Raw genomic sequence first — 19962 nt, 5'->3', positions numbered from 1 at the left:
CCGTCACAAACGGGTGGTAGTCTTGGCGGCCTGAACAACCGAGTTGTCCTGCATGATGCACGCCCGTTACCGGTCTTCACTTCTCGCCCAGTCCGGTTCCGCACCGCGCGCGACACTGATGTCGACGTCAACGGTCGCAAAGGTCTCGATGGTGGCCATCATCGCCGTGGCCATGCCGCTCGCCGGCTGCTCGAGCCTCGAATCGTTCAACCCCTTCGGTGCCGAGAAATACGAGACCAAGATCCTGCCGGACGTGCCGGCCGACGACATCTACAATCAAGGCCTTGCTCGCCTGGGCAAGAAGGACACCGAGGGCGCGGCGAAGAAATTCAGCGAACTTGACAAGCAATATCCGTATTCAGATTATTCGCGGAAGGGTCTGCTGATGTCGACCTACGCGCAATATCAGGCGGGTAATTACGATGACGCGATCTCCTCGGGCGGCCGTTACTACTCGCTTTACCCGACCTCGCCGGATGCGCCCTATGCGCTCTACATGGAGGCGATGTCCTACTACAATCAAATCCCGGATATTTCGCGTGATCAGAAGCAGTCTGAGAAGGCGCTCGATCTCTTCAATCAAATCGCGACCAAATATCCGACTTCCGAATATGCCAGCGACGCGAAATACAAGATCCAGGTGACCCGCGACCAGATCGCCGGCAAGGAAATGTCGGTCGGTCGCTTCTATCTGGCGCGACATAACTACGTTGCGGCCATCAATCGCTTCCGCACCGTCATCGGTCAGTACCAGACGACCCGGCACACCGAAGAGGCCTTGGCACGTTTGACCGAGGCCTATATGGCGCTGGGAATTACGAACGAAGCGCAGACGGCAGCGGCCGTGCTGGGCCATAACTTCCCAGATAGCCAGTGGTACAAAGATTCGTTTGCCTTGCTGCAGACGGGCGGTTTGGAGCCGCGTGAAGATACCGGCTCGATCATCTACAAGACCTTCCACAATCTCGGTCTGACCTGATCGCCCTCACCTGGCAGGCGCGATGCTGTCTCGTCTGACCATCCGCGATATCGTTCTCATCGACCGCCTGGATCTCGAGTTCGGTCCAGGATTGACGGTGCTGACCGGCGAGACCGGCGCGGGTAAATCCATTCTCCTCGATGCCTTCGCGCTTGCACTGGGTGGACGCGGCGATGGCGGTCTTGTTCGCCATGGCGAGAAGCAAGGCCAGGTCACGGCCGTGTTCGATCTGTCGGCGCAGCACCCCGCACTCGCCTTGGCGCGCCAGAACGACATCGAGGTCGAGGGCGACCTGATCCTCCGCCGCGTTCAGGTCGCCGATGGGCGCACGCGGGCCTTTGTCAACGACGCTCCTGTCAGCGCGCAGGTCCTCCGGGCTTTGTCGCGCACGCTGGTCGAAATTCACGGCCAGCATGACGAGCGAGCGCTCGTCGACCCGGACCTGCACCGGATGCTGGTCGATGCTTTTGGCGGATTGGACACGCTCGTCTCCACCGTTCGGGCATGCCACGCCGCGCGACGGACGATCGAGGCGGATTTGAAAGGCGAAACCGCGCGCGTGTCAAAAGCGCGGGCCGATGCGGATTTCCTTCAGCATGCTGCCGAAGAACTTGGATCGCTCGCGCCCCAGGTCGGCGAGGAAGAGAAGCTCGCGAGCCGTCGCGCCGACATGATGGCGGCGGAGAAAGTCGCGAGCGACCTCCGCGATGCCTACGAGGCCGTGTCGGGCAATGGATCGCCCACCTCGACATTATCGGCTCTCGTCCGGCGGTTGGAGCGACGGGCCGCGCAAGCGCCCTCGCTCATCGACCCGTGTACGCAAGCGATCGATGCCGTGTTGCTTGCTTTAGACGGCGCCTCCGCCGCGATCGGGCAAGCGCTCGACGATGCCGCTTATGACCCGCACGAACTCGAGCGGGTGGAGGAGCGACTGTTCGCCCTGCGTGCTCTCGCGCGCAAACACGCATGCGGCCCGGATGATCTGCCGGCTCTGGCGGACAAATTCACAGCGGATCTCGCCGCCCTCGATGCTGGCGAAGCGCGGCTGAAATCCCTGCAGATCGCACAGACGGCAGCCCTGAAGGCTTATGTCGAAGCCGCGCAGGCGCTCGGAGCGGAACGGCGCAAAGCCGCACAGGCGCTCGACGCGGCCGTCAACGCGGAACTCCCGCCGCTCAAGCTCGAACGGGCGCGGTTCGAGACCGAGATCGAGACGGAGGCGGGTTCCGGTGGACCGGACGGCACGGATCGGGTGGAGTTCTGGGTCGCGACCAATCCTGGGAGCCGTCCCGGGCCTCTCACCAAAGTGGCGTCGGGCGGCGAACTCGCCCGGTTCATGCTGGCCCTCAAGGTTTCGCTTGCCGACCGAGGCTCCGCGCCGACGTTGGTGTTCGACGAGATCGACACGGGGGTTGGCGGCGCGGTCGCGGATGCAATCGGTCGGCGGCTTGCCCGCTTGGCCGATAGGGTGCAAGTGCTTGCGGTGACCCATGCGCCGCAGGTCGCGGCTCGGTCCGCCACGCATTTGCGGATCAGCAAGGGCGACGTCGCCGAAGGCGGCAAGGTCGCGACGCGCGTCACGCCGCTCGCGCCCGATTTACGGCGCGAGGAAATCGCCCGCATGCTGGCGGGCGCGACCATCACGGAAGAAGCCCGCGCCGCAGCGCGCCGCCTGATCGAGGCGACGAGCTAACGCATCAGCCCAAGGCTGCATCAGCAGCGTTAAGGCGCGGTCTTGGGTGCCGGCTTCTTCTTGGGCTTCTGCGACGGTTTCGGTACCGGCTGCGGCTCAGCTTGCGGTGCAGCTGCCTGCATCGGCTTACCGTTGATCAAGATGTCGCTTCCCGGCTTGGCCTCGACCAGCCAGCTATATCGATCCGGCCCTTCGGCACGACCGAGCTGCTTCATCAGTGTCAAGACCGCAAAGGCCTGGGCAGCATCGGGGTTGGTCTGCGCCCCAGTCGTCAGCATATCCAGAGCTTTATCCAGGCCTGTTGCCGAAACGGTTGCGGTTCCGGTCGGCATCTGCTCGGTAAATTGCATCTGGGCTTCGGCCTTCACGGTCATGACGGGAGTCGTGATCGTGCTTGGCGCCAGGGTCACGACGATGTTTTGCGGCAGGGCAAAAGTCTGCACGATGTCGTTGGTCTGCGCCTCGGTCAAAGGCTTGTCGGCGCCGAAGTCGGCGCTGACGATGGCCTTCTGCAGCGCTTCGGTAAAGTGGACTGGGCCGACCTTGACGTGGAGGTCGAGCCCGCTCGGCACGAGCCCCGTCGCCCAGGCCGGCGCAAGATCCGCCGGGATCGTAAACCCATCGGCGTTGAGGCCGATGCCAAGCACGTCTTTCGAATTTTCATTGCCGACATCGAGACGCTCACCAAAAGTATTCGCGCCAAACTGCCCCAGCGGCGTGTTCAAGATAATCTTTTGGATAGACACATCACCGCTCAAAACAGTGACGAATGGCAGCATGGCCGAGAGAAGCCCTTTCAGTTCAGTCTGATTGGCAACGAGCTGCTGCTTGGACGGATGCGCGACCAAAAACGCCCAAAGGTCGAGCAATTGTGCGTTACGAAGGTTATTCGCCTCAATATGTCCGGTTCCGCTCGCGATTTGAGCGTTGACCTCGAACGCTTTCTCGCTTTTCGGTGCACCGACATCCGCATGGGTCTGGACCGAAAGCGCATAGGTAAAGTCGCGGAGGGTTTGATCAACTTTGGCGTTTACGGTGCCGTTGCCGCCGTCGGTGCCGGTAAATTTACTCTCTGTCGTGCCCGTGCTCTTGCTGGAGCTCGACACTTTCGGACTATTGGAACTCACGGCTGAACCGTTGCTCGAGCTCGTGCTCGAGACAAACGACGCAATCTTCGGGTCGAAGATCCCGTCGAAGTGGGAATCGCCGTAATTCACGATCGTGGTTTGATCGTTGATCGTCACGGTAAAGGACTGAAGACCGCCACTGACCACGTGCCACGTGCCATCCGCCGCCGGCGTCAAGGTCGAAAGGTAGTGCCCCGCTTTGACCTCCGCCAACCCAAGCGCCGCGAAGGGTGCGAAGATCCGCGAGAGATCGACATCGACCTTGTAGGTTTCGCCGTCCGGCGTCACGACGACGGCGCTCGGCTGGCCATCGGTCGGCTTGCCGAGGTAACGCTGAAACAACGTGGTCAAACGCTGCGCTTCATCGGTCGTGGCCGGCGCGGCCTGGGCCGATCCGAGAACGGCCACTGACATGACGGTCGACAAAAAGGCGGCTCTAAGGTTCATTCTCGATTCCCAAACTTGCCGAGCGGCGCCGAGTGACAGCTCGATCCGAACCATGGTGATGGCCGACACGACAACGCGATGTCAGCACCGGCGAGACGGCTGGTCTCTTCCCATTTGCTGACGTGAGACGCAACGTCACACCGGCTCTTTTCGATGCATTCCCTCAGACATCGCCCTCAACGGCCGCCAAGGCCGCCGCCTGATGCTCCGTCGTCAAAGCATCGACCACGTCGTCCAAGGCTTCGCCGGTGATGATCTTGTCGAGCTTATACAGGGTCAGGTTGATGCGGTGATCAGTCAGCCGACCTTGCGGGAAATTATAGGTTCGGATCCGTTCGGAACGATCGCCGGAGCCCACCTGCGCTTTTCGGTCGGCGGCGCGTTCGTTGTCGAGTTTCTGCCGTTCGGCATCGAAGATGCGCGACCGGAGCACCGCCATCGCCTTGGTGCGGTTGCGATGCTGGGAGCGCTCCTCCTGCATGAACACGACGATGCCGGTCGGCAAATGGGTAAGGCGGATGGCCGACTCGGTCTTGTTGACATGCTGGCCGCCCGCGCCCTGCGAGCGCATCGTATCGATCTTGAGGTCACCTTCATTGATGTCGACGTCCACCTCTTCGGCTTCCGGCAAAACCGCGACGGTCGCGGCCGAGGTGTGGATGCGCCCCTGCGTCTCCGTATCCGGCACCCGTTGCACGCGATGCACGCCGCTTTCGAACTTCAGTCGCGCAAAAACGCCACGCCCGACGACCTCGGCGACAATTTCCTTGTAGCCGCCCGCCGTCCCCTCGCTCATGGAGAGAACGTCGACCTTCCACCGCTTCAACTCGGCATAGCGGCTATACATGCGGAAAAGATCGCCGGCGAACAAAGCGGCCTCATCGCCGCCCGTGCCGGCGCGGATTTCAAGAATGGCGCTCTTTTCGTCTGCCGCATCCTTCGGTAGCAGCGCCATGCGGATCGAAAGTTCGAGCGCGGCAAGTCGCTCCTTCGCCTCGTCGACCTCGCCCTCGGCCATCGTCCGCATCTCGGGATCGAGGGCGGGGTCAGCCAACATGGCGGCCAGTCCATCGATTTCGGCATTTTGGGCGTGATAAGCTCGGATGGCCGTCACGATGGTCTCGTTTTCGGCGAGTTCCCGCGACAGGGCCACGAAGGTCGCAGAATCAGGCCCTTCGACGAGGCGCGCTGACACTTCCTCATAACGGCGAAGGACGAGATCGAGCTTGGCGATGGGGAGCATGGAGGACGTATCGTTCCTAAAAGGACGGATTGGCGCCGCTGGCCGGCGCTGGGCTGAATGAGACAGCAGTGACGTCCACTCGGAAAGCGGAGCCTTTGGACGGCTTAGGGCAAGGTCGCTAACAGGGAACCTGATGTTCGGCCGCAAAAGCCTCGAGCCGGCCCCGCAAGCTGGGCTCTCCCGAGGCATCGCGCAACAGGTCGCCCAGAAAGCGCGTCATGGCCTCGACATCCAGCGCCAGGATCATGGCCTTGACGGGTCCGATCGACGACGGCGACATCGACAAGCCCCGATAGCCAAGCCCGATCAGCGCCATGGCGGCCAAAGGGCTGCCGCCCATCTCGCCACAGAGCGTGATGGGGATGTTGCGCCGCTGCCCGACATCGGCAATCGACTTCAGCGCACGCAGCATGGGCGCCGACAGCGGATCGAATCGCGTCGAAACGCGCTTGTTGTCACGGTCCGCCGCGAACAGATATTGCATGAGATCATTGGATCCAACCGACAGGAAGTCGGCCCGTTCCGCGATCTCGTCGAGCTGCCACAGAAGCGACGGCACCTCGACCATTGCGCCGAGCTTGATCTCGGTCGGCAGCGGATGATGATGCTGCGTCAGGAAGGCGAGTTCGTGATCCACGGCCGCGCGCGCGCGATCGAACTCGGCCGCCTCCGCCACCATCGGAAACATAATGCGGACCTCGCGTCCTGCCCCGGCCCGCAGCATCGCGCGAAGCTGAGACCGCAACAGCGCCGGACGATCGAGGCCGATCCGCAGGGCCCGCCAGCCAAGAGCCGGGTTCTCTTCGTCGAGCCGCATCATATACGGCAAGACTTTATCGCCGCCGATATCCAAAGTCCGGAAGGTCACGGGCCGGTCGCTGACCATGTCCATGACGCTCTTATAGAGCGCATATTGTTCGGATGGTCGGGGGAAGTGATCCGCCACCATGAACAGGAGTTCGGTCCGGAACAGGCCGATCGAGACGGCGCCCGTCTCGACGACATGCGGCAGATCGAGCAATAGCCCGGCATTCATATGCAGGTCGATCACGACCCCGTCCCGCGTCACGGCCGGAATATCGCGAAGCGACCGATATTGCTCTTGGCGCCGGGCGCGAAGCCGGGCTTTCTCCGCATAGGCGGCTTCGACATCAGGGCCGGGCCGCACTTCCACGCTGCCCATGACGCCATCGACGATGATGGCATCACCCGGCTCGACGAGGCTCGAAATATTGGTGACGTCGCCGACGGCCGGAATGCCGAGCGCGCGGGCCACCACCGCGACATGGCTCATCGCGCCGCCGTCTTCGAGCACGAGGCCGCGAAGCTTGCGCTGATCATAATCCAGCAGGGCCGCCGCGCCCATGGAGCGCGCCACCAAGACCGCATTTTCAGGCAAATTCTCGTTCGACGCGACGAGATCTTGCCCGGTCAATTGATGCAGAAGTCGATTGGCCAATTCATCGAGATCGTGCAGCCGCCCGCGCATATAGGGATCGGTCTGACGCATGAGTTTGGCGCGTGTGTCGCTCTGGACGCGCTCGACCGCCGCCTCTGCGGTCAAGCCAGTCGATACGGCCTCGCGCAGGCGCCGCAACCAGCCGCGATCATGCGCGATCATGCGGAAGGTCTGCAGGATTTCACGATGCTCGCCCGGCCCGGCTTCCTCCCCGCGATCGACCAGCCGATCGACCGATTCGCGCAGTGCTGCGATCGCTTCGTCGAGCCGCACGATTTCGCCGTCGATATTCTCGGCCACGAGTTTGTCGACGATCACGCGCGGCTCGTGCAGCACCACATGGCCGAGCCCGACCCCGTCGGCGATAATCTCGCCTTTCAGCGACAAGGATTGCCGCAAGACCTCCGATCCGGCCGGAAACAGCGAAACGAGTTCACCGCCCGCGATCATCTCGGCCAACAGCATCGCGGTCGTTTGAAGGACCTCGATTTCCTCCTCGGAATAGATCCGCCGGGCGCGATTCTGGACGACGAGAACCCCGAGCGTGTTGCCTCCTCGCAGGATCGGCACACCGAGGAAGGACTGATAAATCTCTTCCCCGGTCTCGGGCTTGTAGGAATAGGCCGGGTGCGACTGTGCGTCCGGAAGCGCAAGCGCCTCGGCCTTGGCGGCGATCAGGCCGACGATGCCCTCGCCGAGCCGCATGGTCGTAAGATGGACCGCCTCGCGATTGAGACCCTCGGTGGCATAGAGTTCGAGCCGCTTATCGGCGTGCAGCACATAGACCGAGCACACCTCGGCCACCATGTTGAAGGCAATTTGGACAACGATTTTGTCGAGGCGCGCTTGTGCGCCGATCGGTTCCGCCATGACTTCGCGAAGCCGGCGCAACAACAAACGCGGTCCGAGAGAGCCACGCATCAGATCGCACCCCTCACGGCTGCGGAGCCCCGGCCGTGTGCCGGCAAGACTCGGTCAAGGACGAAGCCGCCATGATGTCTTCCCCCTCCGCCGTAACTCAATCGTCCGACTCGTCGAAGCCGCACCAGCGACTGTCACCTAACGGCCGAGTCGAAGCAAGGATCGTACCCCGGGACTAAAAAAGCGTCCCGCGAGGCTAGGCACGATCGAGACCATACAGCGTATGCAGCGTCCGTACCGCGAGTTCCGTATAGGCGGCGTCGATCAACACCGAAAACTTGATTTCGGAGGTCGTGATGGCTCGAATATTGATCCCCTTGTCGGCCAAGGCCTTGAACGCACGCGCCGCGACGCCCGCATGGCTTCGCATGCCGATGCCGATCGCCGATACTTTGACCACGTCGTTGGCGCCCTGCAGCGAGCCGAACCCGATTGCGGCGCGGGCGCCTTCGATGATGAGACGTGCGCGCTCATAGTCAGCCGTCGGGACCGTGAAGGTCATGTCGGTCGTGGTCGTGTCATCCGACACAACCTGGATGATCATGTCGACGTTGATGGCCGCGTCGGCGAGCGGCCCGAAGATCGCGGCCGCAACGCCCGGATGGTCGGACACACCGCGCAACGTGATCTGCGCCTCGTCACGCGAGAACGCGATGCCGGTGACGATCTGCTGTTCCATGATGTCCTCTTCAGCACAAATCAGCGTTCCAGATGCCGGCGCAGCCGGATCGTCGAACGAGGAGCGGACGAAGACCTTGATCCGATGGACCATGGCGGCCTCGACCGACCGCACCTGTAAAACCTTGGCGCCGAGCGACGCCATTTCGAGCATTTCCTCGAAGGCTACGCGATCCATCCGGCGCGCCTTGGCGACGACGCGCGGATCGGTCGTGTAGACCCCATCGACATCCGTATAGATATCACAACGGTCAGCCTTGAGGGCGGCCGCGATCACGACGGCGCTGGTGTCTGATCCACCGCGCCCAAGGGTGGTGATGCGACCGCTCTCGGCATGGATCCCTTGGAAGCCGGCGATCACCGCCACCTCCTTCCGCTCGTCGAACCGGCGGATCAACTCCGCGCCGTCGATCCCGAGCACCCGCGCGGAGCCATGCTGGTCGGAGGTGAGAATCGGAACCTGCCAGCCCTGCCATGAACGAGCCGTGATGCCCATGCTCTGCAAGACGATCGCCATGAGCCCGGCCGTCACCTGCTCACCCGACGCCACGACGGCATCATATTCGCGCGCGTCGTGGAGTGGAGACGCCTCGCGGCACCAGCCCACCAGTTCATTGGTTTTGCCCGACATGGCCGAGACCACGACCGCTACGTCATGGCCGGCTTCGACCTCGCGTTTCACATGCAGCGCCGAAGCGCGGATTCGATCGAGATTGGCGACGGACGTACCGCCGAATTTCAAAACAAGACGGGCCATGAAACGTTCGGTAAGGGCCGAGGGCCAGGAACCCGAGGGCCGGTGATGTTCGGGCGACCACAACTCAAACGGTGGGGTCCGAAACGGCGCGTATAGATGACGGCCCGGCCGAAGGCTGTCAACCGAGCGGCAAGGCGGGTGACGCGCGAACCACTCGAGCCCTATATGTCGCCCATCAGGGAGCAGAAGCGATGATGCAGGATCAGGTTCAGGCCGACATGCCACGGCGCGAGAGTGTCGATCCCGTCGATCTCGCGCGCTACGAACGCCTCGGTGCAGAATGGTGGGACCCCAAGGGTCCGATGGGTAAGTTGCACGAGATCAACCCGCTGCGCCTGGGTTATCTGCGCGAGATGATCGAGACGCATCGACCCGATGCTGAAACAAGCCCCGACGAGGGTCCGTTTCATGGCCTGTCGATGCTCGACATCGGGTGCGGTGGCGGGGTGCTGTCGGAGCCGCTCTGCCGGCTCGGCGGCACCGTCACAGGGATCGATCCTGGCCGCGAGAATATCGCGGCGGCGCGCCACCATGCCGAGACCTTCGATCTGCCGATCGACTACCGCGCCACGACCGCCGAGGCGCTGGCGGCGTCGGGCGAGCGGTTCGATGTGGTCTTGGCCATGGAGGTGGTCGAGCATGTGGTCGACCGGAATGCCTTTATGGCGACGGTCTGCAGCCTCGTGAAGCCGGGCGGCCTGCTGATCGCCTCGACGCTGAACCGCACGGCCAAAAGCTTTCTTCTGGCCATCGTCGGTGCCGAATATGTGCTGCGCTGGCTGCCCCGCGGCACCCACAACTGGAACCAGTTCGTGACCCCGGAGGAGCTGGTGATGCCGATCCGCCGCGCCGGCCTCAAGGTGCTCGACCGCACGGGGATGACCTATGATCCGCTGCACAACATCTGGTCGCTCGGGCGCGACACGGACGTGAACTACTTCGTGACGGCACAGCGCAAGGCGACGCGCTAGAACCCTGGCGAGATAGGAGCCCATGCGCGGATAGCGGCGGCTCGCTAGCGTCTGAACCGCTCGACGACGAGCACGAGCCCGCCCGCGAGAAGACCCCAGAACGACGCGCCGATGCCAAAGAAGCTGGCACCGGACGCGGTCATCACGAAGGTGATCGCGACCGCGACACGGTCCTGCGGATGCGCGAGGGCAGACGACAGAGCCCCCGCGAAGCTGCCCATGAGGGCGAGGCCGGCCACCGCCGTGAAGAGCGAGGACGGCGATGCCAGAATGAAGGCTGCCGCAAAGGCCGCGAAAAGGCCGAGCACCACATAACCGACCCCATTCGCGATGGTCGACCAGTAGCGTTTTGCCGGGTCGGGATGCGCGTCCGGTCCAGCGCAAAGCGCCGCCGTCACGGCCGCCAGATTGATGAGCCCGCCGCTACCAAACGCATTGACGATGCTGCCGAGACCGGTCGCCACGAAGATTTTGCTGATATTGGGTTTGTAGCCATTGGCGTGGAGCACCGCTAAACCCGGCACGTTTTGAGACGCCATCGTGACGATGAAAAGCGGCACGACGAGGCTGCCGAGCGACGACCAGGCAAAGACCGGCTGCGTCAGGATTAAGGTCGGCCACGCGTCCTTCAGGGCACCGGCCGGCAGCTTGGTCACGAAAACGACGATCAGCACCGTAACCGCCACCGCGATCGGGACCGCAAAGCGGCGCGCGAAACGCAGCGCCAGAACCCAAGCCAGAAGGATCGGCAACACCAGAGTGGGCGAGGTTTTCAGCGCCTCGACCGGCGCGAGACAGATCTCGAACAACACACCGGCCAGCATGGCATTGGCAAGGCCAGACGGGATGGCGGCCACCAACCGGCCGAATGGCTTGATCAAGCCGGCCGCGACGATCAGCGCGCCGGCCAGGATGAAGGCCCCGATGGCGGCCGGATAGCCGCCCGCCTGCGCGCCGGTCACGATCAGCAGCGCCGACCCAGGGGTCGACCAGACGATGCTGATCGGCTCTCGCCACACGAGCGACAACCCGATCGACAAGACACCTTGCACCACGCAGAGCACCAGCAGGCCGGAGGCGGCCTGAGCCGGCGTTGCACCGACGGCCGCAAACCCCTGCAACACGATCGTAAACGTGGCCGCGAAGCCGACGACGGCGGCCAGCAAGCCTCCGAAGATCGGTTGGATCAGCGACCCTTGGGGTGGCTGCAAGGCGACATGAGGGTCAGGTGGGCGGGTCGCAGGCGACGCATCGAGAGCTGTGGACAAGAGATTCGCTTCAAGGCTGGAGAATCGGAAACCTGCCGGCCGATGAGGCCGTGCCCGATCGCGACTTATCCACCCGCCTCACGCCAGATGTCGATCCCCACCACCCCTGCCCCGAGATCGAGCTTTTCGACCGTGACATGGACGGCCGCGAGGCGGGGATGGCCGAGAATGCGGGCCGCGATGGTTTCGGCGAGCGTTTCCACGAATTCGACATGGCCCGCTCCCGCGACCTGCCGGATCGTGTCGGTCAAGAGATCGTAGGAGACGACATCCCGCATGTCTCGCGTCGGATGATCGATCGCCTCGATCTCGGCCTCGATCGAAAAGCGGACGCGCTGGCGTCGTCCAAATTCCTCTGCATAGGCGCCAACATCGATCTCGAGCACCATGTCGCGGACGAAGATCCGATCGCGCCAACGCCTCGGCCTCTCCTCTGTCTTGGCCGGTGTCTTGGCCGGGCGGATCGCGGCGGACGGCTGCGGAAAGAGGCCACGAAACAATGCGATCGCGTCCGGATCGAGCGGCGCGTCGCATCGATGCGCGACGCGCAGGGCGCGGCCGACTAACAGAATGTCGGGCTTGAATGTCAGCAGGCGCGAGATATCGGGCGATTCCAAGCCGCCGGAGAAGCCGACCAGCAGCCCGCGCGACCGGCATCGAGACGCGATGTCGTCGAGCGCAGCCAGACCGAGCGTATCGACGAGGCGACCGGCGGCTGCGAGCATGATGCCAGCGCGCCCTGCCGCAACGATCGCATCGAGATCGACCTCGGTCGGAGCGGTCTCTCGGATCATGACCAAGCCGTGGCTCGCTTCCCCGCCGATGGCGATCGACGGCCCGTCCACCGCCGGCGTGAGCAGGTCAGCGGCGACGTCGACAATCATGGTTGGCACTGTCGGGGCGAAAGCGTCGGGCCTCGGCCGGCTCACCACCACCGCGTCGGCACCCGCCGCCACAGCGATCCGCGCCTCCTCATCCGACCTCACGGACACCAGAAAGAGCGTCATGCGAACCGCCTCACGCGACGCCATCGGCGAAGGCCGCGACACTCGGCCAAGCATAGCGGATGGCGCGGGCCGAGGTTCCGTCGGGCTGTGTTGCGACCAACTCTTCGACAGGATCGCCGCCAAGCCGGTTGTAGAACGCCTGAGCCGCGATGTTGCTCTGCAGGACGAAGAGATACACGGGCCGGCGCGGCAGCGCATAGACGAAATGGTCGGCCGCAGCCCGCATCATCATGCGTCCGATCCCCTGCTGCTTGGCATCGGGGTCGACATGCAGATTGTGAATATAGTTGCCCCAGTCGCGATCATGATCCAGCAAGGCGCAGAGGAACCCGACGAGCGAACCCTTTGCGTCCTCTGCCACCACGGTCCACAACCCAGGCCCGGCATGCCTGTACCGGTCGCGCCAGAAGACCAGGCGTTCCTGTTCGATCGGCCCCCGGAGATAGGCCTCGCTGAGCGCATCCCGATAGGCCGAGCGCCAACTCGCGGTATGGAGTGCCGCAATCGCATCTGCATCGGCTGCCGTCGCGACGCGGAGCTGAGGTGGGGTCGTGAAATCAGGCATGGTTGATCCAGGTCACGGAAGGCCGAGTTTCGGGTTCGGCGGTTGGTCGATCGCGATCGAGATCACCTCCGGCAAACTCAATCCAAAGCGTTGAGCGAGCGAATCCACCGGGATCGAGCCGCAAAGCGACGCGGTCGGTTCCAACCCTGCCCTACCGCGCTCTGGCCGGCAAATGTCCCTCGATCGCCGCACTATAGGCGTCGAGCATGGCTTCCGTCATATGGTCGAGCGAGAATTCTGTCTCGATGTGGAGCCGCGCTCGTCGCGCCATCGTGTCGCGCGCCGTCGCGCCGAGGGCCAGGGCGCTCGCGATCGCCTCGGCCAGCGCCTCGACATCGCCGGCCGGCACCCGCCAACCCGTCCGTTGCTCCGGCGGAACCTCGGGAGGCGCCAGCACGGTTTCCGGTACGGCCCCGAGATTGCTCACCACCACCGGTGTGCCCATTGCCTGCGCCTCCACGGCCGACAGGCCGAACGCCTCGGGTCGTGTGGAGGGCACGATCACGAGGCTCGCGGCCAGGAGAGCCGCCGGCATGTCGGCGCAGTGGCCGACGCGTTTCACCAAATCGCCGAGTTTATGGTCGGCGATCAGCGCGTCGAGGTCCGCCACATAGCGGTTGCGGCCCTGATGGTCGCCGGCGAGTATGAAGACAAGGTCCGAAACGCCTCGATCGCGCAGCTTGGTGGCCGCCGCGATCAGCACCTTCTGGCCCTTCCATTCCGTCAGGCGCGCGGCGAGCAGCACGACCCTCTGGTCCGGCGCGATGCCCCAGGCGGACCGAAGCGCCTCGACGCGCGAGACGTGGACCGTGTCGGGGTGGAACTCGCGCAGGTCGACCCCGGGCGAGATGATGCGGACCCGATCGCGCGCCCAGGGATAGAGGCGGGCGATCGTCTCGGCGGTAAAATGCGAGTTGGCGATGACGGCGTCGCCCCGCGCCATCACCGAATTATACTGAAGCTTGATGGCGTGGCTGCCCGAATAGCTGCCATGGTAGGTCGTCATGAGCGGCGTGCCCGTCATGCGGGTCGCACCGAGCGCGACCCAGGCCGGGGCGCGCGACTGTGCGTGCACGACCGCGGGCCGCTCGTCGCGGATCAGCGCCCGTAATTTCAGCACGTTTCGCGCCATGGCGACCGGGTTCTTGGTATCGGCCGGAAACGGCACCCAGATGCCGCCCCGCGCCTGCAACTCGCTGACGAGACGCCCACCCGTCGTGGCCACGAGAGATCGCGCGCCGGCCTCGGCCAAAGCGGCCGCGATATCGATCGTTGTGCGCTCGGCCCCTCCGGCCTCGAGCGCCGGAATGATCTGCAGCACGGTTCGGCCGGCAAGCCGCGAAGGCGCCGCATGGACGAAAGGGGATGCGAGATCATGGCTCATCGAAACGGGACAATCGCATTGGGGGGCTGACGGACTACTCGCCAGCGTCTTAGTCGCGAGTGTACAATCGTAACCATGAACGAAACTGTTCCATCCGTCGTGACCGTCTCAAGCCGGGATCACAAGAGTGTGCCACGCCGCATCGCGGTCCGGCGACGGCCGGCAGCCCCGTCCGGCGAAACGCGCCCCGGCGTGATTTGGATGGGCGGCTTCATGTCCGACATGCAATCCGGCAAAGCCCTGGCGATCGACCGATGGGCCGGCGAGCACGGGCGGGGCTTTGTCCGATTCGACTATTCCGGACACGGCGAGTCGAGTGGCGACTTCGTCGACGGAACCATTGGGCAATGGCTCGACGATGCGCTGGCGGTGGTCCGCGCCTCGACCGACGGGCCCCAGATCATCGTTGGCTCGTCGATGGGGGCCTGGATCGCTATGCTGGTGGCCCGTGCTCTTGCGGCGGCCGGTGAGACGGATCGCCTCGGCGGTGCGGTGCTGATCGCGCCCGCGATCGACTTCACCGAAACATTGATGTGGGACAGGCTGACGCCCGACATCCGCGAGCAGATCGAGCGTGACGGCGTCTGGTATCGCCCGTCGCCCTATGGCGAGACGCCCTACCCGATCACGCGCGCCTTGATCGAAGACGGGCGTCGGCATCTGCTCCTCGGCTCGAACGTCGAGGCCCATTGTCCGGTCCACATCCTGCAAGGCATGCAGGACAGCGATGTCCCTTGGCAACATGCCCTGACGCTGGTCGAACATCTCGCCGCAGACCCGGTCAGCATCACGCTGGTGCGCGATGGCAATCACCGGCTGTCTCGCGACGAAGACCTCGTCCGCCTCATCGCGGCGATCGAGCAGATCGCCTGATGTCGGCCGATCAGGTCGCCGGGCGCCAATGTCGGGTCAGATTGAAGAGGACGAAACAGACCGTGCCCGAAAAAGCGGTGGCGAGTGGCAGAGCCAGTGGCGTGATTGTCAGGGCCTGTCCGACCGCGATACCGGCAAGCGCCGACACGCTCATCTGAATGAGCCCCGCCAGCGACGAGGCCGCACCCGCGTGGTCCGGGAACGGCTCCATGCTGGCCGCGATGGTCTGCGGCAACGTCAACCCGATGCCGGCCAGATAGAGCAGCATCGGCACGATCAACCCCGTCGATCGATCCGGCAGAACCGCCATGGCGACGAGTTGCGTCACGCCGCCCACGAACAGACACGCGACCCCGATCGCGATGGTCCCATCGATGCCGCGCCGCCGCACGATCTTGGAGGCGATCACGGTGCCGGTCACATAGGCCAGCGCGCCGAGCCCGAAGACCGCCCCGAAAGCGACTTCGCCAAAGCCATAGACGCCCTGCAGCAAGAACGAGACAGCCGATAGATAGGCGAATAGTCCGGCGTAGGCGAGCGTGAGGATGGCGACATTGACCCGATAGGCGCGATGCCCGAGCAGCATCCCGAACGTGCGGACAATGGCGCGCGGCGAGAGCGGCGCCGCCTGTTTGGCCCGCAGGGTTTCGGGCAGGAACAGCATCGCGCAGATCGCGACCGCGATGGCGCCGAGCCCCGCCGCGTAGAAGTTCGATTGCCAGCCGAAGAGTTGTTGCAAAACGCCGCCGAACATCGGCGCGATCGCCGGTGTCACCCCCATGATGGCGCCCATGCGGGAGAGTTCGCGGCCGGCGCGCGGCCCATGGTACAGATCTCGAACGATGGCGCGCGCCAAGGCGATCGGGCCGGCTGCGCCGAACGCCTGCAGCACACGCGCCGCGACCAGCCAGCCGATCGACCCAGCAAGCGCGCAGGCGAAGCTCCCCGCGATGAACAGGAGGAACCCGGCGATCAGGACGGGTTTGCGACCAAGCTTGTCGGCGATCGGTCCATAGACGATCTGGCCGAGCGCGAAGCCGACCAGATAGGCCGACAAGGTGGTCTGCACTTGGGCGTCGGAAGCGGCAAGCGCATGCCCGATGCTGGGCAAGGACGGCAGATACATGTCGGTCGCGAGCGGACCGAGGGCAGTCATGAAGGCCAGCATGATGGTCATGCTGAGCGTATCGGGCTTTAAAGACATACTGGGGAGGGCCGGAGGGTCAGGAGGGGGCGACGCATGACGCGAGGAGCCTTGCGGTTTCTCATGCGTCGGCTTATACAAGGCTGCAGTTAGCTGATGCTGACTGAAATGTCCGGTTGTTTTTGTGAGAGTGGGCTCCTGCCGGACCCGCTCTTTTTTATTGTCGATTTGGTGCCGATCGGCCTGACTCTCTCGCTGGTTATCGTTCGCTCGGTCAACCAATCCCACAAATCATCCTGACGATGCAGTCTCTTCGAGGTTGGACATCTTGACCGATCCCACATACCCGGCTCCGGGCGCGACCGCCCTTATCGAGGCACCGCTGGATGAACCGCGGCTCAGCACCGAAACGGGTGCGGCCGCACGCGTGGCCCGCGCCATCGAGCCCGTTCTGGCCGATTTCGCTTTACGGCTCGTCCGCGTCAAACTCTCGTCAGGGCCCGATGCGACGCTTCAGATCATGGCCGAGCGCACGGATGGAACCATGACGATCGAGGATTGCGAGCAGGCCAGCAAGGCGATCTCGCCGGTCCTCGACCTCGACGAACCGATCTCAGGCGCCTACCGGCTGGAGGTGTCCTCTCCGGGCATCGACCGACCGCTGGTTCGCGTCTCCGATTTTCAGCGCGCCCTTGGGCATGAGGCCAAAGTCGAACTCGCGGTCGCACTCGATGGGCGGCGACGGTTTCGCGGGATCCTGACGGCCGTCGGGGGCGGTAAGCTCACGTTGACGCGGCTTGATGCCAAGCCGGGTGATCCCGCCGAAGTCTATCTGCCGCTGGCGGATCTCGATGATGCGCGTCTGGTCCTGACGGACGATCTCATCCGCGACTCCTTGCGCGGCCAGCGCGAGGAGGAGCCTGAAACCGACGCGCCGGACGAGGTGGAGCCAAAACCCGCCGCCGCTACGGGCGAAGCAACCAAGCGCGGCCCGGGTCGGTTCGCTGCTCGCAACAAAGCCAAACCTGTCATTCCGGCTGGTATCAAAACGCTCAAGCGCCGCTGATCCGCCGCACGTAACCAATTTAACCCGACTCTATCTTTCGAGGAGTGATTTGAATGGCCGTCAGCGCCAATAGACTGGAACTGCTGCAGATCGCCGACGCGGTCGCCCGCGAGAAGTCGATCGACCGGCAGATCGTGCTGGCCTCGATGGAAGACGCGATGCAGAAGGCGGCTCGGTCGCGCTACGGCCAAGAGACGGAAGTTCGGGCCGAGATCAATCCAAAGACCGGCGAAATTCGCTTCTCGCGCCTGCTGCTCGTGGTCGACGAGGTCGAAAATGACGCGATCCACATCACGCTCGACGATGCGCGCCGCAAGAACCCTGCCGCACAGGTCGGCGATTGGATCTCGGAGACGCTGCCCCCGTTCGACTTTGGCCGTATCGCGGCTCAGTCGGCCAAGCAGGTCATCGTCCAGAAGGTGCGGGAGGCAGAGCGCGACCGTCAGTATGACGAATACAAGGAGCGCATCGGCGATATCGTCAACGGCATCGTCAAGCGCGTCGAATATGGCAACGTCGTCATCGATCTCGGGCGCGGCGAAGCGATCGTGCGGCGGGACGAGATGATCCCGCGCGAAATGTTTCGCCCTGGCGACCGCATTCGCGCTTATGTCTACGATGTGCGCCGCGAGCAGCGCGGGCCGCAGATCTTCCTGTCGCGCACCCATCCGCAGTTTATGGCGAAGCTCTTCACCCAAGAAGTGCCGGAAATTTACGACGGCATCATCGAGATCAAGGCGGTTGCGCGTGATCCCGGCTCGCGCGCCAAGATCGGTGTGACGTCGCGCGACTCGTCGATCGATCCGGTCGGCGCCTGCGTCGGTATGCGGGGTTCGCGCGTGCAGGCCGTCGTGAACGAGCTGCAAGGCGAGAAGATCGACATTATTCCGTGGTCGGTCGATTCGGCGACCTTCATCGTCAACGCGCTTCAGCCGGCCGAAGTCGTCAAGGTCGTGCTCGACGAGGATTCCTCGCGCATTGAAGTTGTGGTCCCCGATGACCAACTCTCCCTTGCGATCGGGCGTCGTGGACAGAACGTTCGCCTCGCCTCGCAGCTGACCGGCTGGGATATCGACATCCTGACCGAGGCGGAAGAATCCGAGCGCCGACAGAAGGAGTTCCTGACGCGCACGACCCTGTTCATGGAGGCGCTCGACGTCGACGAAGTCGTGGGCCAGCTGTTGGCGTCGGAAGGGTTCCGAACCGTCGAGGAAATCGCTTTCGTCGAGCCGGACGAAGTCAGCTCGATCGAGGGTTTCGACGAAGAGACGGCGTTGGAAATCCAGACACGCGCTCGCGATTACTTGTCGCGAATCGAAGAAGAGTTCGACAGCAAGCGCCGCGAGCTCGGCGTGTCGGACGAGTTGAAGCAGATCAACGGCGTCACATCCGCCATGCTGGTGAAGCTTGGCGAGATCGACGTGAAGTCTGTGGAAGATTTCGCCGGCTGTGCGACGGATGATCTCGTCGGTTGGACCGAGCGTAAGGATGGTGAAACCATCCGCAACGCTGGTTATCTCGATGACTTCGAACTCTCGAAGGAAGATGCCGAAGCCATGATCATGGAGGCCCGAGTCCTCGCCGGCTGGGTCGAGGCGGCCGCGCCTGCGGACGACGAACAACAAGAAGAACTGGAAGCGGAAACTGAGCAGCAGTAAAGACGTTGACATGGAAGACGATGCAGACACGCTTGGGGATGAAAAAGGCCCTGAGCGGACCTGTATCGTCACACGTCAGAAGGGGGATCCCTCGGGGCTGATCCGTTTTGTGGTCGGGCCGGACAGCTGCGTGGTGCCGGATATCCGCGCCAAGCTTCCAGGCCGTGGGGCCTGGGTCCTGGCGGATGCCGAGACTGTGGCGCTCGCCGTGAAACGCAAGTCTTTCACGCGGGCGTTCAAGCAGGAGATGCGATTTGCGTCGCCTTTGGTGGAGCAGGTCGACGACTTGCTCCAACGCGATGCCTTGCAAGCTCTTGCGTTTGCGAATAAGGCCGGTCAGGTCGTGGCTGGTTCGATGAAGGTTGAGACGGCGCTGGCCAGGAACGCTCTTGCGGGACTGATCCATGCGGCTGATGGGAGTGCGGACGGCGTAAGAAAAATCGAGGCTGCGGCTCGCCGAGCAATTGGCGACCGCCGGGATAAGATGGCCCGTGTACAAATCTTTGTGTCCAGCCAATTGGATTTGGCACTGGGACGCTCAAATGTGATACACGCTGGTCTTCTGACAGGCGGGGTCAGCGATGCGTTTTTCACGCGCGCGGCTCGGCTAGAGCGTTTTCGCGGAGCGAGCCCGAATGGGGCGGCCGAGACGTCGGGCAACGCGGCTTTAAACGAGACTTAGACCGTGGCGGACCTGCTCCGCAACAAATTGATCGGCGGAC

Annotated in this window: 16 protein-coding genes; 7 read left to right on the top strand and 9 right to left on the bottom strand. The window is 63.7% G+C overall.

Translation table 11 applies throughout. The annotated features are described in order from the left end of the window. Window positions 1–118 precede the first annotated feature (118 nt). Both EY713_RS13710 and recN read left to right on the top strand, forming a co-directional pair. Complete coding sequence (locus tag EY713_RS13710) at window positions 119–979, top strand: outer membrane protein assembly factor BamD (protein WP_131115697.1); 861 nt, start codon at window positions 119–121, stop codon at window positions 977–979. A 22-nt stretch (window positions 980–1001) separates the two neighbouring features. Next, complete coding sequence (gene recN / locus EY713_RS13705) at window positions 1002–2672, top strand: DNA repair protein RecN (RefSeq protein ID WP_131115695.1); 1671 nt, start codon at window positions 1002–1004, stop codon at window positions 2670–2672. Window positions 2673–2701: 29 nt separating this feature from the next. Here the strand turns inward: recN and EY713_RS13700 are convergent, their stop codons facing one another. The 4 genes from EY713_RS13700 to EY713_RS13685 all read right to left on the bottom strand — a co-directional run bounded on the left by EY713_RS13700 (window position 2702) and on the right by EY713_RS13685 (window position 9304). After that, window positions 2702–4246: a hypothetical protein gene (locus EY713_RS13700; RefSeq protein ID WP_131115693.1), complete on the bottom strand. Its 1545-nt coding sequence runs from the start codon at window positions 4244–4246 to the stop codon at window positions 2702–2704. Window positions 4247–4409: 163 nt separating this feature from the next. Continuing rightward, window positions 4410–5489 (bottom strand): peptide chain release factor 1, encoded by a 1080-nt coding sequence (prfA, locus tag EY713_RS13695; RefSeq protein ID WP_131115691.1) that lies wholly within the window; start codon window positions 5487–5489, stop codon window positions 4410–4412. Between the two features lie 118 nt (window positions 5490–5607). Continuing rightward, a complete protein-coding gene (ptsP, locus tag EY713_RS13690) occupies window positions 5608–7869 on the bottom strand; it encodes a phosphoenolpyruvate--protein phosphotransferase (RefSeq protein WP_131115689.1) in 2262 nt (753 codons plus the stop codon). 196 nt (window positions 7870–8065) lie between these two features. Beyond that, window positions 8066–9304, bottom strand: coding sequence for an aspartate kinase (locus tag EY713_RS13685; protein WP_131115687.1), 1239 nt, complete (start codon window positions 9302–9304; stop codon window positions 8066–8068). A gap of 194 nt (window positions 9305–9498) precedes the next feature. Between EY713_RS13685 and ubiG the strand changes: the two genes are divergently transcribed. After that, window positions 9499–10275 (top strand): bifunctional 2-polyprenyl-6-hydroxyphenol methylase/3-demethylubiquinol 3-O-methyltransferase UbiG, encoded by a 777-nt coding sequence (gene ubiG, locus EY713_RS13680; protein WP_245573012.1) that lies wholly within the window; start codon window positions 9499–9501, stop codon window positions 10273–10275. Window positions 10276–10319: 44 nt separating this feature from the next. Here ubiG and EY713_RS13675 read toward each other — a convergent pair whose 3' ends face one another. The 4 genes from EY713_RS13675 to EY713_RS13660 all read right to left on the bottom strand — a co-directional run bounded on the left by EY713_RS13675 (window position 10320) and on the right by EY713_RS13660 (window position 14499). Next, the gene (locus EY713_RS13675; protein WP_342634216.1) at window positions 10320–11543 is read right to left on the bottom strand and encodes a benzoate/H(+) symporter BenE family transporter; all 1224 of its coding nucleotides are present in this window, start codon (window positions 11541–11543) and stop codon (window positions 10320–10322) included. A gap of 65 nt (window positions 11544–11608) precedes the next feature. Continuing rightward, window positions 11609–12550: a dihydroneopterin aldolase gene (locus EY713_RS13670; protein WP_165491134.1), complete on the bottom strand. Its 942-nt coding sequence runs from the start codon at window positions 12548–12550 to the stop codon at window positions 11609–11611. 10 nt (window positions 12551–12560) lie between these two features. Beyond that, window positions 12561–13115 carry a GNAT family N-acetyltransferase gene (locus EY713_RS13665; RefSeq protein ID WP_131115683.1) on the bottom strand — a complete coding sequence of 185 codons (555 nt, stop codon included), beginning with the start codon at window positions 13113–13115 and terminating at the stop codon, window positions 12561–12563. Window positions 13116–13266: 151 nt separating this feature from the next. Continuing rightward, on the bottom strand, window positions 13267–14499 hold the full coding sequence (locus EY713_RS13660; RefSeq protein ID WP_131115681.1) for a glycosyltransferase family 4 protein: 1233 nt from the start codon (window positions 14497–14499) through the stop codon (window positions 13267–13269). Between the two features lie 75 nt (window positions 14500–14574). Here EY713_RS13660 and EY713_RS13655 point away from each other — a divergent pair, with 75 nt between their 5' ends. After that, window positions 14575–15372 carry an alpha/beta hydrolase gene (locus EY713_RS13655; RefSeq protein ID WP_131115679.1) on the top strand — a complete coding sequence of 266 codons (798 nt, stop codon included), beginning with the start codon at window positions 14575–14577 and terminating at the stop codon, window positions 15370–15372. Window positions 15373–15382: 10 nt separating this feature from the next. Here the strand turns inward: EY713_RS13655 and EY713_RS13650 are convergent, their stop codons facing one another. Then, complete coding sequence (locus EY713_RS13650) at window positions 15383–16549, bottom strand: multidrug effflux MFS transporter (RefSeq protein WP_245572724.1); 1167 nt, start codon at window positions 16547–16549, stop codon at window positions 15383–15385. A 295-nt stretch (window positions 16550–16844) separates the two neighbouring features. Between EY713_RS13650 and rimP the strand changes: the two genes are divergently transcribed. From rimP to EY713_RS13635, 3 genes are read left to right on the top strand one after another with little or no spacing between them, the layout of a single operon-like run. Continuing rightward, a complete protein-coding gene (rimP, locus tag EY713_RS13645) occupies window positions 16845–17582 on the top strand; it encodes a ribosome maturation factor RimP (RefSeq protein ID WP_245572723.1) in 738 nt (245 codons plus the stop codon). 53 nt (window positions 17583–17635) lie between these two features. Next, entirely contained in the window at window positions 17636–19240 is a 1605-nt protein-coding gene (gene nusA / locus EY713_RS13640; RefSeq protein ID WP_131115675.1) for a transcription termination factor NusA, read from the top strand. A gap of 10 nt (window positions 19241–19250) precedes the next feature. After that, window positions 19251–19922 (top strand): RNA-binding protein, encoded by a 672-nt coding sequence (locus tag EY713_RS13635; protein WP_131115673.1) that lies wholly within the window; start codon window positions 19251–19253, stop codon window positions 19920–19922. Window positions 19923–19962: the final 40 nt, after the last annotated feature.

The sequence above is a fragment of the Lichenihabitans psoromatis genome (assembly GCF_004323635.1).
Lineage (GTDB): Bacteria > Pseudomonadota > Alphaproteobacteria > Rhizobiales > Beijerinckiaceae > Lichenihabitans > Lichenihabitans psoromatis.
The sequence above is the reverse complement of the archived record's forward strand: the minus strand, read 5'-3'. Positions and strand labels throughout refer to the sequence as shown.

What these genes read in the sequence shown, in the direction of transcription:
- EY713_RS13710 (WP_131115697.1), top strand. Translation starts at nt 119, where the DNA reads ATGTCGACGTCAACGGTCGCAAAGGTCTCGATGGTGGCCATCATCGCC.
- recN (WP_131115695.1), top strand. Translation starts at nt 1,002, where the DNA reads ATGCTGTCTCGTCTGACCATCCGCGATATCGTTCTCATCGACCGCCTG.
- EY713_RS13700 (WP_131115693.1), bottom strand. Translation starts at nt 4,246, where the DNA reads ATGAACCTTAGAGCCGCCTTTTTGTCGACCGTCATGTCAGTGGCCGTT.
- prfA (WP_131115691.1), bottom strand. Translation starts at nt 5,489, where the DNA reads ATGCTCCCCATCGCCAAGCTCGATCTCGTCCTTCGCCGTTATGAGGAA.
- ptsP (WP_131115689.1), bottom strand. Translation starts at nt 7,869, where the DNA reads ATGCGTGGCTCTCTCGGACCGCGTTTGTTGTTGCGCCGGCTTCGCGAA.
- EY713_RS13685 (WP_131115687.1), bottom strand. Translation starts at nt 9,304, where the DNA reads ATGGCCCGTCTTGTTTTGAAATTCGGCGGTACGTCCGTCGCCAATCTC.
- ubiG (WP_245573012.1), top strand. Translation starts at nt 9,499, where the DNA reads ATGCAGGATCAGGTTCAGGCCGACATGCCACGGCGCGAGAGTGTCGAT.
- EY713_RS13670 (WP_165491134.1), bottom strand. Translation starts at nt 12,550, where the DNA reads ATGACGCTCTTTCTGGTGTCCGTGAGGTCGGATGAGGAGGCGCGGATC.
- EY713_RS13665 (WP_131115683.1), bottom strand. Translation starts at nt 13,115, where the DNA reads ATGCCTGATTTCACGACCCCACCTCAGCTCCGCGTCGCGACGGCAGCC.
- EY713_RS13660 (WP_131115681.1), bottom strand. Translation starts at nt 14,499, where the DNA reads ATGAGCCATGATCTCGCATCCCCTTTCGTCCATGCGGCGCCTTCGCGG.
- EY713_RS13655 (WP_131115679.1), top strand. Translation starts at nt 14,575, where the DNA reads ATGAACGAAACTGTTCCATCCGTCGTGACCGTCTCAAGCCGGGATCAC.
- EY713_RS13650 (WP_245572724.1), bottom strand. Translation starts at nt 16,549, where the DNA reads ATGACCATCATGCTGGCCTTCATGACTGCCCTCGGTCCGCTCGCGACC.
- nusA (WP_131115675.1), top strand. Translation starts at nt 17,636, where the DNA reads ATGGCCGTCAGCGCCAATAGACTGGAACTGCTGCAGATCGCCGACGCG.
- EY713_RS13635 (WP_131115673.1), top strand. Translation starts at nt 19,251, where the DNA reads ATGGAAGACGATGCAGACACGCTTGGGGATGAAAAAGGCCCTGAGCGG.